Here is a 13,683-nt window from a genome sequence, read left to right on the forward strand (position 1 = left end):
CGGGGTGGAGCAGCCCGGTAGCTCGTCAGGCTCATAACCTGAAGGCCGCAGGTTCAAATCCTGCCCCCGCAACCAAATCTTCCCAAAAGCCCGCCATATTGGCGGGCTTTTGTTTTTCCGGGACCTCAAAACATACGTTCAGCGAACGGCGCGGGAGTCCGATCCCTCACGTTCAGCTCGTTGCGGGCCAGGAATTCCGCGGGCCGAATCGTCTGCAATGCATTTGCAGCCTCCCTGAAGTAGGGAAGTGTTTGCCAGAGCGTGCGGTCGCCGACGATGTAGAAACGGCGCTTGGCGCGTGTCAGCGCCACGTTCAACAGGTTTGGCTTGGATGCGGCCCAGCCGGCCGCTCCGCGATGTTCGGCATCGGCGCCGAGGACCATGAAAACGATATCTTCTTCCTTGCCCTGGAAGGTATGGACCGTGCCGACCCGTTCCTGAAGCCATTTCTGCAGTTTCGCTGGAGATCCGTGCGCATATCCGTCTTGGCCGATCCAGACCGCATGGGAAAGAGCCCGTCTCAAACTGGTCTTGATCTCCTTGAACGGCGAGATGAGGTAGATGTCTGGCAATGCACCGTCTCGCCGATAAGTCGCGGCGAGGAGGTCGACGATGAAGTCGGTCTGCTCGGCGACGGCCTGTTTGCCCGATACCTTGCCCTTAACGTCGATCCAGGCACTGTCGCCATAGAAGGGCGATGCGTCGCCGGCCGGTTGGCGCTCTTGCAGCCCGAAGATCATGTTGTTCTGATAGGCGATCTGATTGGCAAGGCTGAACATCGGATCGATGCAGCGTCGATGCACTCTGAGCGGGCTGCCGATCCAAAGCCCATCTGCCTCCTCGCCCTGAAGTGTCGTTCCGTAGCGATTGGCGGCATCGGCCAGCATCTGCACAGACGCCCTGTTCGGCGAGTATTGGCCTGCCGCCGTGTGGGGTGAAAGAGCCGAAGCGCCTGAAATCAGCGCGCTGGGAAGCGTAAAAACCGGTTCGATCTGCAAGGGATCGCCGATCACCATGACGCGACGTGCCCGCAACAAGGCCCCGACCGCCGCCTGCGGCACGGCCTGGCCGGCTTCATCGATGAAGACCCAGCCGATCGAGCCGGGCCCGAGCCCGCGGAACTGCTTGGCAAAAGACGCGAACGTCGTCGACACGACCGGAATGATCATGAAAAGGCTCTGCCAGATCAATGCAATGTGCTTGTCATCGACGGGATTGTTGTTGGAAAGCAGCTTGGTGATGGCAACGATGTTTCCGCCAAAACCTCCGCCCTTCCTGCCGACATCGGCCAACCAAGCTTCGTGCAGCGTCAGCGCCGCTTCCAGCAATGCCGAACGCAGAGCCGCCAGTTCGTCCTGATGCCAGAGACCGTCGATCTGCACCTGATCCTTATCGAGATCGGCGAGACGCTCCGGTGCGGCGGGATGATCGAGAATTTCCCCCAGCCGCTCGAGTTCCTCTTTTTTCGCAGACCAGATTTTCCGCCGTGACCGCAGTGCCCGTTCGGCCCGGTCATGCTCTCGCAAAGCCCGCTCCAGCGTGGGTTTATCGGTTTTCGCAAGCCGATCTTCGCATTCGGTCAGCGCCTTGCGCAGTTCCAGCTGCTTTCGCGCATTGACGACGACGTCTTGCCGATGCTGCCGGGCCGGGTTGGTCGAGAGCACCCTCTTCCATCGCGCAGGAGCGCTGCGATCGAGCAGTTGTTCCTCCTCCTTCAGATAAGACAAATCGTCGGCGATGCGGCGCATTTCGGTCGCCAGCATGTCGCATCTGTTCTGCGCATGCAAAACTTCGTCCGCGGCGGCAGCCACCCTCTCGAGCGCTTCGCGGCAGAATACATTCTGCGAAACGGGCGCTATTTCATCGCGAAGATCGGCATAGCGCGCATATTGGCCGATCTTTTCGCGAACCATCTCGTCGGCAGCATGAAAAGCCGATGCCGCTTCGGCAAAGCTTGGACCCTCATAGCTCTTCAACCATTCCCAGATGCTCTGCGGCTTTGCGGCGCCCGACCAGCCGGGCTTCGGTCTTTCGGCGATCTCCATGAAGGCGAAACGTTCCTTGAAGGCTCGGCGGTTCCTGGAATTGCCGAGCGCACAGGCGATCAACCCCCATGGGCGGTCGCTGTCGGAGAGCTTGACGACGGCCCCATTGTCTTTCTGGCAGGCGATCTTGTGCGCGACCGTCTGCAGATATTGAAAGCAAGACTTCCTCGCGATCGAGCTCTGCTTGGGAAGGTCGCGCGAAATATTCTCCACGGCGGCATTGTTGGACGAGGCGACGACCATTTCGAACCCGGCAAGAGCCGGGATCAGCGCCGATATGGAGGCGGTGCTCCGATCCGTAAAACCGACACGGCGTGGCGAGCCGTCAAAGGCATCGCGCGCCGCCGTCAAGGAGGAGAGCACCCGGGCGCGCCGAACGATATTGTCGGCGAACATGTCGCGCAGCAGGGTCGTCTTTCCGGTGCCCGGTGGGCCGTTGACCGAGAACAATCCCGTTTCTGACAGGCCGCCGATCGCCGAACTGATCGCGAACTGTTGCATGAGGCTCATTGCAAGGTGAGGCTCGCTCAACCAACGTCCACGGTTGAGATTGCCGGGATGCAGCGCCCGAATGATCGCCCGGCGTCCTTCCTCTGAATAAAGGTCGACCCGATTTTCATCTGCCGGCGGGTTGAGGTACCGCCGGAGCGGCTCCGGGACATTGCCCTGCTTGACGCAGATCATCGCCCGTTCGATATCCTCGATAAAGAAGCTGTTCAGAATGCCAATGTCTTCATCAAGGCTGGCACTTTCGTCTTCCTCGTCGGCATTGGGTGCATGGTCCTCCTGTTGAGGCGGCAACGAGATGAGCTCGGGTCTTTCCGCCCTGTCGCGGTAGCGTATTTCAACGGCGGCGATGGGCTTTTCCTGGCGTGAGGCAAAACCCGCCCAATCGCAGAGCAATTCATGCAGCGCCAGGATTTCGCCGGCATCGATCGGCTGATCGGTGGCCGCCTCGAAGGATGAAGATCCCAGCTGTCGCTGCGCCTGAAAGTTTTGAAGCAATTCCGACAGCTGCCGCTTGCCGTCTGCAAATGCCTCATGGCTGAGCGAGGAGAGACCGGTTTTCCGTACCCGTCCGAGGGCCCACGGAAGCGTCGAGACGGAAAATGTTTCGAACATCGGCTGTCCGAGCGGAGTAAGCTGCAGGCTGGCAAAGCAGGTATCGCCATCGAGATCGCTCCGTTCGGCATCCTCATACTCGGCAATGTCGAGCGCAGCGCTGTCGAAGTGCCTGCGGATGTCGGCGATCTCGGATTTGCTGAAAACGCCGAGGAACAAGGTAAAGCCGGTGATCTGCTTCTCCTCGGGTATGACAGGACGGCCGAGTGCAGCGCTGTCCTGCAAGAGCGTCTCTGCACGCAGCCAGAAAACGGTCCGTCCTTCGCCGAGGACAAGGCGACTGGAGAGATCATAAGGTATGAAAAACTCGATTTTATGCCAGAAATCGAGAATGGCCAGAAGCCGTTCCCGTTCCGCCCTGTCCGCATCGATCTGCATGACGTCTCACTGAGGAGTGCAAAATAGGCTCACGCCTCTTTTAGCAGCGATTGCAGCTCAAAATCAAAGAGCATGGTGATGATGCGCCCGGTCGGCCGCCTTTCTTCACCTTGCAGGCGCCCCCTGTCCAGCGCACGAGGGTCTCCGGCACGATATCAGCCTTGCGATGCTCGGCCTCGGCGAACGACCGGACACGTTCGAGAGCAGCGCTGGCCTTGCAGGGATCGCGGCTGGGCACGAGCAGCTGGAATGCGAGACTTCCGCCAACCGCCGCGGGGTTGAACAACCCGCGAGCATTTCGCATGCCTCATAATCTTCAGGCGAAGATGACAAAAAATATTACAATTTGTACTGAAATATTACATTTACTGAATTATCTATAGTGGGGACAAATATAACCTTGAAGTATAAGGATCAGTAAAAATACAACCGATACGTAGTATCTTATTGTTTCTCGCTCCCTAAAACTAATCACTTTGGGCCATTTCCTTCCTTCTCAATCCGTATTAACATAATTAAGAAATGTCTAAAGAAAAAGGCGATGACACAATAGGACCGGCATTTCATACTATCTTATACCTGCCATCGCTTCATGTTTGAGTAAAGTGTACCGCTAGGGGAGGCGTATATGTTCATGACAGGCTCAGGAATGGAGAATGCGGACCAGGCAAGAAAGTCTAGCCCATCCGGAGATACTATCCTTGTAGTAGCCAAGGCTGATCTGTTTTCAGAATGCATGGTGGAAGCGCTGGCAAAGAAATTTCCCAATTGCGATGTGCCAAGCATAACGAACGCAAATCCGATGCTGGAAAAGGATACCAGCGATATAAAGCTCGTTTTATTTTACCATATACCCGCACCTGAGCTGCAAGAAGCGTTGCAGGCGGTCAGGGAAAATCACCCGGAAACCTCGATCGGACTTGTCGTCGAGGCCATCGACATGATGGAGCCCTATGTCAGCCGCTTGGTGGAGGCAAGAATCATCGACGGCGTTCTGCCGCTTAACCTCCGACTTGATGTTTTCATGGCGGCGGTGGATCTGCTGATGAAGGGCGGGGAGCATTTTCCCTCGGCGCTTCTCAACCGCCTCACCAATAAGGGCACCCAGTTGGAGGCCTCACTTTATCAGACGAAATCGGTTGATGCCGCCCGCAACAATGCGCTCAAGCTGAGACGCGACAGCATCTCCGCCTTGACGACTCGGGAGGTTCAGATCCTGGATCTCATCTGCAAGGGGACGCAGAACAAGATTATAGCCGACAAGCTGCACCTTTCCGAAAATACGGTGAAGGTTCACGTCCGCAACATCTATAAGAAGATGAACGTCCGAAACCGCACGGAAGCAGCGTCCCGCTTCTTCAATGATCATCCGGTCGGCGATGACGACATGTCCAGCCGTTGGCGCAACTGATCGACAGCGCCGCGCCCCTTGCGTGCAACAGCGTTGTCTCACTTTGAGTTACGCATGTTCTATCCTTAAATCGATTCCGATTTAAGAAATATGCAGCGGCGCTTTTGCTTCAGATCGAGGGACGCGCAAAGCAGCGCGACTTCTGTCCGAAGCCGCTTGGAGAGCAGATATAGCGCGCGGACCCGTGATAGGCGACGATGCGGGCTCGTGCCGCAGCAGGCCGAGCGGTTCGATTTTCCGGGTAGGTGTAAGCCTTCGAAACGGATGGCGTCTCGACGACAACAACATTCTTTTTCGCGATGGCGGCCATGTCGTCGTCAACGACCGCACAAGCCGTTGCTCCGATCGCAAGAAGCGTCGCTCCCCCGGCAAGCGTCGCAAAATGAAATGGACGCCAGCCTTTCGGCCGGGCTGCGGCGCGATTTTTGAACATGCCCAAATCCCTCGCATATGACGCTTCCGGATGCAAGGCCGGTCGCGCAGCCCTGCGCGGCCGACCTCTCCTCTTCTATCCGATCTTTATTGAGCAAAGTTTGAGCAACGCCGTGATTCCCGTATTACGTGAAAAAATAGGTAAAATGATTAATCATTTGTTACCCCAAAGAACAACGGCGTAATTATTTGGGATATTTTATGTTTTTAAAGTTGACCGCTATAACAATCGTCTTATCATTTCAATAGTAAATGAGTTATCGGAAGAATAACCTCGAAATTATTCCTGTATGGGTACTCAGTTGCATGAATATCCATCCGGGTAGTGGAGGTGTAAGGCGCCTTAATAATACAAAAGACTAAAACGTGGGGAGGAGTTTGTAATGCGTAGTTTCGTTCCCGGCAAAGGCTGTTCTGAAGTAAAGAACATAGCGGTGCTCAAGAATCTGGGCACCGCTCTTGTAAATGGCGGAGCCGGCTTTCTTGGCTCGCATCTCTGCGAAAGGCTTCTGCTGCGCGGCCACAGCGTCATATGCCTCGACAACTTTTCCACCGGCCGCCCCGCAAATGTCGAGCATCTCGCGTCGAACCCCCGCTTTCGCATCATCGAGCACGATGTCCGCCAGCCCTTCGATATCGAAGCGTCGCTGATCTTCAACTTCGCCTCTCCTGCCTCTCCCCCCGATTATCAACGGGATCCGGTGGGCACCTTGCTCACCAATGTGCTCGGCGCCGTCAACACCTTGGATTGTGCGCGCAAGACCGGCGCGATCGTCGTTCAGTCGTCGACGTCGGAAGTCTATGGCGATCCGACCCAGAGCCCGCAGCGCGAGTCCTATTGCGGCAATGTCAACTCCATCGGGCCGCGAGCCTGTTACGACGAGGGAAAACGCAGCGCCGAAACCCTGTTCTTCGATTATCACCGGACCCACGGCGTCGACATCAAGGTCGGCCGCATCTTCAACACCTACGGACCTCGCATGCGCCTGGATGATGGCCGCGTGGTCTCCAACTTCATCGTGCAGGCCCTGCGCAACGCCGACATGACGATTTACGGCGACGGCCTGCAGACCCGTTCTTTCTGCTATGTCGATGATCTCATCGAAGGTTTTCTGCGTTTCTCGGCCGCCGGCAGCGCATGCCACGGTCCGATCAATCTCGGCAACCCGGGCGAGTTCACCGTTCGACGACTGGCGGAGATCATCCGGGATCTCACGAATTCGCGCTCGCGCATCATTCACCTGCCTGCTGTCGTCGACGATCCCCGCCAGCGGCGGCCGGATATCTCACGGGCGATGACGGAGCTGGCATGGCAGCCTCATATCGAGCTCGAAGCCGGCCTGGCGCGCACCGTCGAATATTTCGACGGCCTGCTTGCCGGGACGGAGCAGGCGGAGGTTGTATGAGATGCCCCGCCATATTCTCGTCACCGGCGGCGCCGGTTTCATAGGCAGTCATATCTGCAAAGCGCTGTCGCGCGCCGGGATGATCCCGGTTACCTACGACAACCTCTCGACCGGACATGCCGACAGTGTCCGCTGGGGCCCGCTCGTCCGCGGTGAGCTCGGCGACGCAGCCGCGCTACGCCGGACGATGGCCGAATTTTCGCCGGATTGCGTCATCCATTGCGGCGCCAACGCCTATGTCGGCGAATCCGTCGACATGCCGAGGAAATATTACCGCAACAATGTCGTCGGCAGTCTCACGCTGCTCGAGGCCTGTCTCGACCAGGACATCGACAAGATCGTCTTTTCGAGCAGCTGCGCCACCTATGGCGTTCCCGCCTCGTTGCCGGTACGGGAGGAAAGTCTACAGCAACCGGTCAATCCTTATGGCCGCACCAAGCTGATCTTCGAGATGGCGCTCGAGGATTTTGCCGCCGCCTATGGCATCCGCTTCGCTGCCCTGCGTTATTTCAACGCGGCCGGCGCCGATCCGGATGGCGAGCTTGCCGAGCGTCACGAGCCCGAGACACATCTCATTCCTCGCGCCCTCCTCGCCGCCGCCGGCAGGCTGGAGCGGCTCGATATCTTCGGCACCGACTATTCGACCCAGGACGGAACCTGCGTTCGCGATTATATCCATGTCAGCGATCTCGCGCAGGCACATTTGGCCGCCGTCAACCACCTGATCGCAGACGGCGCCTCGCTCAGCGTCAATCTCGGTTCCGGCCGCGGCACGTCAGTGCGCGAGATCCTCGACGCGGTCTATCGCGCCAGCGGCCGCGAAGTCCCCGTCCGTTATCGCGCCCGCCGCCCCGGCGATCCGCCGATCCTATTTGCCAATACGGCACGGGCCAAGGCAGAGCTCGGCTTCGTGCCGGCTCTTTCGGATCTCGACACGATCATCCGCACGGCCGGACCCACCTTCGGGCTGGAGATGACGGCATGAGCCTGGTTTCGGAGATCGATCACCGGATCAGGACGGCGAAAGCCGCCGACGCATTCAACCCGGTTTTCACCGGTCGGAAGCGTGTCGCCTATGGTTTTGGCATCCTTTGCTGGCTGGCGGCGCTCGGCTACTTCTGGAGCTGGTGGTGTCAGTCCGCCCATATCATTTCCTGGTCAGCCTTCGTGCTCGTCACCGTCGTGCTTGCCTGGATCACGCTTGTGCCCGCCTATTTCATCCTGATCTTCCTCGATGCCAGAACGATCGGTTCGCGCGCCCGGCTGCCGGAAGGACGCGTGGCAATGGTCGTCACCAAAGCGCCGTCCGAACCCTTTGCCGTCGTCCGCGCCACGCTTCAGGCCATGCTCGATCAGACCGGTGTCGAGTTCGATGTCTGGCTGGCCGATGAGGATCCTTCCGCGGAAACCAGACGCTGGTGCGCCGAGCACGGCGTGCTGATATCGACGCGAAAGGGCGTGACGGAGTATCACCGCACGACCTGGCCGCGCCGGACGCGGTGCAAGGAAGGTAATCTCGCCTATTTCTACGACCATTTCGGCTATGCGCGTTACGATTTCGTCGCCCAGTTCGATGCCGATCATGTGCCGACACCGACCTATCTCCGTGAAGTCCTGCGCCCCTTCGCCGATCCTGGCGTCGGCTATGTTTCCGCTCCCAGCATCTGTGATGCGAATGCCGCGGCGAGTTGGGTCGCGCGCGGCAGGCTCTACGCAGAGGCAAGTCTGCACGGCTCGCTGCAAACCGGTTACAACAATGGCTGGGCGCCGCTGTGCATCGGCTCCCACTATGCGGTCCGCACATCAGCCCTTCGCCAGATCGGCGGCCTTGGCCCCGAGCTTGCCGAAGATCATTCGACGACGCTGATGATGAACGCCGGCGGCTGGCGCGGTGTCCACGCGGTCGATGCGATCGCTCACGGCGACGGCCCGGCGAATTTCGTCGATCTCGCCGTGCAGGAATTCCAGTGGTCGCGCAGCCTCGTCACCATCCTGCTGCAATATTCCCGCCGCTATCTCATCCATCTGCCGTGGCGGCTGAAATTTCAGTTCGTCTTTTCGCAGCTGTGGTATCCGCTCTTTTCCGCCGTCATGGCAGTGATGTTCCTGCTGCCGATTGCCGCCTTGCTGACGGGCCAGGTCTTCGTCAACGTGACCTATCCGGATTTTCTGCTGCATTGCGCGCCAATATCGATCGTGCTGACGCTCTTTGCTTTCTTCTGGCGGGCCACGGGAACCTTCCGGCCGCACGATGCGAAACTGTTTGGCTGGGAAGGGCTCGCCTTCATCTTTCTGCGCTGGCCATGGTCGCTGGCCGGCAGCCTGGCGGCCATTCGCGACTATGTCGCGGGTTCTTTCGTCGACTTTCGCATCACTCCGAAGGGAAGGCAGCAGCGATCTTTGCCGCTGCGCGTCGTTGCGCCCTATCTTGCTCTCGCGGGGTTTTGCGCCGCGGCCATGGTGTTCGCGGGCGAGGCCGCTGCCGCTCAGGGCTTTTATCTCTTCGCAGCGATGAACCTTGCAATCTATATGTCGCTGACGGTGCTGATCGTCATCCGCCATGCGATCGAGAACGGCCTGCCGCTGCTGCCGCAATCGCGCGGGCTTTGGTTCGCCACAGCCATGGGTTTGGCGATTTGTGTCACCGGCGGCATGCAGGCGAGTAATCACGGTCTGCGCGGCCTCGAAGCCCTTTCCCATGGCCAGACGTTTGTCAGTTTCAGCCAATCGCAATTTGCCGTCGCCGGGGCCGGGCTCGGCAAGACCAGGATCGTGAAGTTTCGTCTCAGGTGGAATGGATTCGGAAACACCAAGCGGGACCAACAGGGTGTTTGAACCGGCCACCGGGACGTGTCGAGGAGGAGCATATAATGAGCATCGGATCGAGACTGTATGGCGCAGCCCTGGCTCTCAGCCTGTGCCTGCCTGTGATGACGCACGCTGCCGAGGCCGCCAAGACGCCGCCGACGCCGCTCAGCGCCTATGAACTCTATCGCATCTACGGTGACAAGACCTGGACCTGGGGCACCGGCGGCGGCCGTTTCTTCGATGAAGGCCGGCGGTTCGTGGCCTGGACCAATGACAAGGGCAAGCAGTCCTTCGCCGAAGGCAAATGGGTGGTCGACGATCTCGGCCAGCTCTGCATGCGCGCGACCTGGACGAATGCCGAGGGAGCAGCGCGTGCCAGCACCTGTTTCGGTCACCGCAAGATCGGCAACACGATCTACCAGCGCCGTCAGCCGGACGGCGATTGGTACGTCTTCCGCCATTCTTCGCTGCGCCAGGATGACGAATTCCGCAAGCTCGTCTCCACGGATACCGTCAGCGCCAGGGCCTATGAACTGAAGCAGCTCCTGCTGAATCAGGAAATAGCCCGAAAAGGAGGGTGAGCCATGAAGAAGCTGACGAAAAATCACCTCTCGACCGCCGCGATCGCGCTGCTGCTGTTGTGCGCCGCGGAGCTTCCGGGCCGAAGTGAGGTGCAATATGCGGGCATTGCGCCGAACCTGACGGCGAGCGCGCGGACGATCACCGACAAACGCCCCGTCGTCCATGCCGACGGCATCAAGTTCGGCGCCTACGACCCGCATGGAGATTTCGGCGCCCAGGCCAATGTTTCGACCGAAGCCCTGTTCCTGCCGTGGGAAGACGTTGACCTGGAGACGCTGCGCGTTGCGGATGCCTATGCGCTGGCCAGGGGCCGCAACCTGCTGATAACGGTGGAGCCCTGGTCCTGGGACGTCGATACGCGGCTGCCTTCGGGCCAGCTTCGCGCAAAGCTTCTCCGTGGCGACTATGATGTCAACATGCGTGCGATCGCGCAGATGATATCGCAGCTGAAAAGTCCCGTCGTCATCCGCTGGGGACAGGAGATGGAGGACAAATCCGGGCGGTTTTCGTGGGCCGGCTGGAACCCGCAAGACTATATTACCGCCTACAGACGAATGATGGACATCGTTCGCGAAGAGGCGCCAGGCACCGAGCTAATGTGGTCGCCGAAGGGTGTGTCCGGCCTGCAGGATTACTATCCCGGCGACGATTATGTCGATCTCATCGGTGTCTCGGTTTTCGGGCTGGAGCGCTACGATGAACTTGCTTACAACAAGCACCGGACCTTCTCGGAAGCGCTGAAGCAGGGTTATGATCTCGTCGCCGGCTATGGAAAGCCTATCTGGGTCGCAGAGCTCGGCTACGAAGGCGGCGACGCCTATATGAGGCCCTGGATCGAAACCGCGACTTTGAAACAGAGCGCCTTTCCGAACCTTCGGGAAGTCGTCTATTTCAATGACCGCGAGGTGCATGCCTGGCCGTTCAATCTCGGCCGGCCTGACTGGCGCGTGGTCGAGAGCTTGGCGGCCAACTGATGTTGCGAGGGAGAGGCCCGTTGGGGTTGGCGGCCCTCTCCTCTCATATAAGGCAAGCGATCATCCCTTGAGCGTTGCCTTACCCTCTTCGACGAGCCGGGTCGCCGCATCGGCGGGCGAGGTCCGTTCGAAGGCGAGTTCGTCGCAGATCGGGCGCAGCACGCGCTGGTCGAATTGGGTTGCACCCATCGGCACCGGCGGCGGATATTCGCCGACCTGATCCTTGAGCATGTTGACGTATTTGACTGTTTCCTGCTCCGTCGGGTTCAGCTGCGGCAGAATGGCTTCACGCACGGCTGGCGACATCGGTACGCCGCGCTCGACGCCGAGAATCTTGCCGGCTTCGATGTCGTTGACGAAGAAGTCGATAAATTTGGCGGCCGCTTCGCCGTTCTTCGTCGTGGCGCCGACGCTCCAGATCAGCGCAGGGCGGTAGTAGTGGCCCGACGGCCCGCCCTTCTTTTCCCGCGGCAGCATGGTGATGCCGATTTTGTTCTTGATGATCAGCTGATAACCGATCATCTGGTTGGAATAGGCCATGCCGATCACCGATTTGCCGAGACCGAGGGCGTTGGTGTCAATGGTGTTCTGATCGAGCGTCTGGACGTCGGCAGCAACCGTGCCTCCCGCCTTGCGCAGCTTCTCCCAATAGTCGAACCACTCCGTGGCATCGTCGGCCGTGAAACCGAGCCCGACCGTTTCCTTCGCAAAGAGGCTTTTGCCGCGCTGGCGCAGCCAGGCATCGAAGACATAGGCGTAGCGGGCCGCATAAGGGCCGCCTGCCTTGCCCGAGGACTTGGAGAGTTCCACCGCCAGTTTGGCATATTCATCCCATGTCAGGTCGGGTGTCGGCAGCGGAATGCCTGCCTTTGCGAATTCCACCGTGTCGAAGAACATAGAGAAAGAGTTGAGGCCGAGGCCGACACCATAGAGTTTCCCGTCGATGGTGGTCAGTTTCAGCACGTCGGCGCCGAAGGACTGAACCTTCAACGTCGAGGGGACGAATTCGTCGAGCGGCATGCAGGCGCCGCGCTTGGAATAATCGGAGATCGTCCCCGGCTCGAGCTGAAAGACGTCAGCGATCGAGCGGCCGGCCATCTGCGTGGCGAGCTTCGTCCAGTAGCCGTCGCCCGAAAGCGATTCACCGACGATCGTCACGCCGGGTGTTTTCGACTGGTAGAGTTTGGCGACATCGAGCGTCCGCTTGGCGCGGTCGTTCGACCCCCACCACATGGCACGGAGCTGCGTGTCTTCGGCAAAGGCCGGGATGGCGCTTCCGGCGCCAAAGGCAAGGCCGGCGGCTGCACCGGCAGAACCCATCAGAAATGAACGGCGATTGACCTGCATGATATCCTCCCTTGTCCCAATATGTCCGCTGCCATCCTCCATGGCGTTGTCGGGCATTTTCCCGTGACAGGTTACGCAAAAAAGAATTTATTGCAAGAAATAACTCCGGTATTGCAACTTTGCATTATTTGCATAATGTTTGTCTATGAGCGATGAAAAAGTCAGACGGCTGCGGCAGGCCGACATAGCCACATTAGCGGGCGTCTCCGTCTCGACGGTGTCGCGCGTGCTCGCCAACGAACCGGGGATCAGCGAAACCGTCCGGCGGCAGATATTGAAGGTGGCGGCCGAGCACGGTTATCCCGTCAAGCCTGCTGCCGAAGCCGTTGCCGGTGGCCTGGCGCTGATTGCCAGCGACGGCGTCACCGGCGGGCTCAGCGTCTTCTATGAAGCGATTGTCGACGGCTTGCGCACCGGCGCCGCCGAAGCTGGCATGCCTTTCGAAATTCGGCTGGTCCGCGAGGATCGGATCACGCCGGATGCCGTGCGCGATTATATGCAGGCCGCGGGGGCCGCGGGTCTTTTTCTCGTCGGCATCGACCCCAACGAAAGCTTGCGCGACTGGCTGCAGGCCACCACGATACCGACTGTGCTCGTCAACGGCACTGATCCCAGGATGCAGTTCGATGGTGTTTCGCCGGCTAATTTCTTCGGGGCCTTCGAGGCGGCCAGCCGGCTGACGAGGGCCGGCCATCGCCGCATCCTGCATCTGAGCGGCTCTCACCGCCATACGATTCGGGAGCGCATTCGTGGCTTCGAGGCGGCGATCGCCGCCGTCCCCGGTGCCGAGGGGCGCTTCGTTTCGCTGGCGCTCCAGGGTAGCGCCAGCCGCGAGGCCCACGAACGCACCGCGGCAGTCCTTGCCGAAAATGCCGGCTTCACCGCGGCGTTCTGCATGAATGATTTCATTGCCGTCGGCGTTCTCGAAGCCGTCACCGAGGCCGGCCTGCGGGTGCCGGAGGATTTCGCGATAATCGGTTTTGATGATCTGCCCTGCGCATTGATGACCAATCCGCGGCTTTCCACCATGCGGGTCGACCGGGCTGCCCTCGGGCGCGAGGCCGTGTCGCTGATGTTGTCCCGTTTCCGTAACAGGACTGCGGCTGCGCGCCACATCTGCCAGGCGGTCGTTCCCGTTCCGGGAGGGAGCGTTGCCAATGCCGAGAAACCGTAAGAGG

The 13,683-nt window shown here is 59.5% G+C and carries 10 protein-coding genes; 7 read left to right on the forward strand and 3 right to left on the reverse strand.

What is annotated here, in order from left to right:
• Window positions 1-125: 125 nt before the first annotated feature.
• Window positions 126-3,545, reverse strand: coding sequence for a DEAD/DEAH box helicase (locus GGD53_RS26965; protein ID WP_184459792.1), 3,420 nt, complete (start codon window positions 3,543-3,545; stop codon window positions 126-128).
• Between the two features lie 628 nt (window positions 3,546-4,173).
• Here GGD53_RS26965 and GGD53_RS26970 point away from each other — a divergent pair.
• The gene (locus GGD53_RS26970; RefSeq protein ID WP_184459793.1) at window positions 4,174-4,956 is read left to right on the forward strand and encodes a helix-turn-helix transcriptional regulator; all 783 of its coding nucleotides are present in this window, start codon (window positions 4,174-4,176) and stop codon (window positions 4,954-4,956) included.
• Between the two features lie 109 nt (window positions 4,957-5,065).
• Here the strand turns inward: GGD53_RS26970 and GGD53_RS26975 are convergent, their stop codons facing one another.
• Window positions 5,066-5,389, reverse strand: a complete 324-nt coding sequence (locus tag GGD53_RS26975) for a hypothetical protein (protein ID WP_184459794.1) — start codon at window positions 5,387-5,389, stop codon at window positions 5,066-5,068.
• Window positions 5,390-5,771: 382 nt separating this feature from the next.
• Between GGD53_RS26975 and GGD53_RS26980 the strand changes: the two genes are divergently transcribed.
• The 5 genes from GGD53_RS26980 to GGD53_RS27000 are packed head-to-tail and all read left to right on the forward strand — an operon-like array spanning window position 5,772 to window position 11,158.
• A complete protein-coding gene (locus tag GGD53_RS26980) occupies window positions 5,772-6,794 on the forward strand; it encodes a UDP-glucuronic acid decarboxylase family protein (RefSeq protein WP_184459795.1) in 1,023 nt (340 codons plus the stop codon).
• A gap of 1 nt (window position 6,795) precedes the next feature.
• Window positions 6,796-7,779 carry a UDP-glucose 4-epimerase GalE gene (gene galE, locus GGD53_RS26985; RefSeq protein WP_184459796.1) on the forward strand — a complete coding sequence of 328 codons (984 nt, stop codon included), beginning with the start codon at window positions 6,796-6,798 and terminating at the stop codon, window positions 7,777-7,779.
• The gene (locus GGD53_RS26990) at window positions 7,776-9,629 is read left to right on the forward strand and encodes a glycosyltransferase family 2 protein (protein WP_184459797.1); all 1,854 of its coding nucleotides are present in this window, start codon (window positions 7,776-7,778) and stop codon (window positions 9,627-9,629) included. The genes galE and GGD53_RS26990 overlap by 4 nt, the downstream gene beginning before the upstream one ends.
• 35 nt (window positions 9,630-9,664) lie before the next feature.
• Complete coding sequence (locus GGD53_RS26995; protein ID WP_184459798.1) at window positions 9,665-10,183, forward strand: DUF995 domain-containing protein; 519 nt, start codon at window positions 9,665-9,667, stop codon at window positions 10,181-10,183.
• Window positions 10,184-10,186: 3 nt separating this feature from the next.
• Entirely contained in the window at window positions 10,187-11,158 is a 972-nt protein-coding gene (locus GGD53_RS27000) for a glycoside hydrolase family 26 protein (protein ID WP_184459799.1), read from the forward strand.
• 60 nt (window positions 11,159-11,218) lie between these two features.
• Here GGD53_RS27000 and GGD53_RS27005 read toward each other — a convergent pair whose 3' ends face one another.
• Window positions 11,219-12,505, reverse strand: coding sequence for an ABC transporter substrate-binding protein (locus GGD53_RS27005; RefSeq protein WP_184459800.1), 1,287 nt, complete (start codon window positions 12,503-12,505; stop codon window positions 11,219-11,221).
• A gap of 145 nt (window positions 12,506-12,650) precedes the next feature.
• Here GGD53_RS27005 and GGD53_RS27010 point away from each other — a divergent pair, with 145 nt between their 5' ends.
• Entirely contained in the window at window positions 12,651-13,679 is a 1,029-nt protein-coding gene (locus GGD53_RS27010) for a LacI family DNA-binding transcriptional regulator (RefSeq protein ID WP_184459801.1), read from the forward strand.
• Window positions 13,680-13,683: the final 4 nt, after the last annotated feature.

Source organism: Rhizobium aethiopicum (assembly GCF_014197535.1).
Classification (GTDB): domain Bacteria; phylum Pseudomonadota; class Alphaproteobacteria; order Rhizobiales; family Rhizobiaceae; genus Rhizobium; species Rhizobium aethiopicum_A.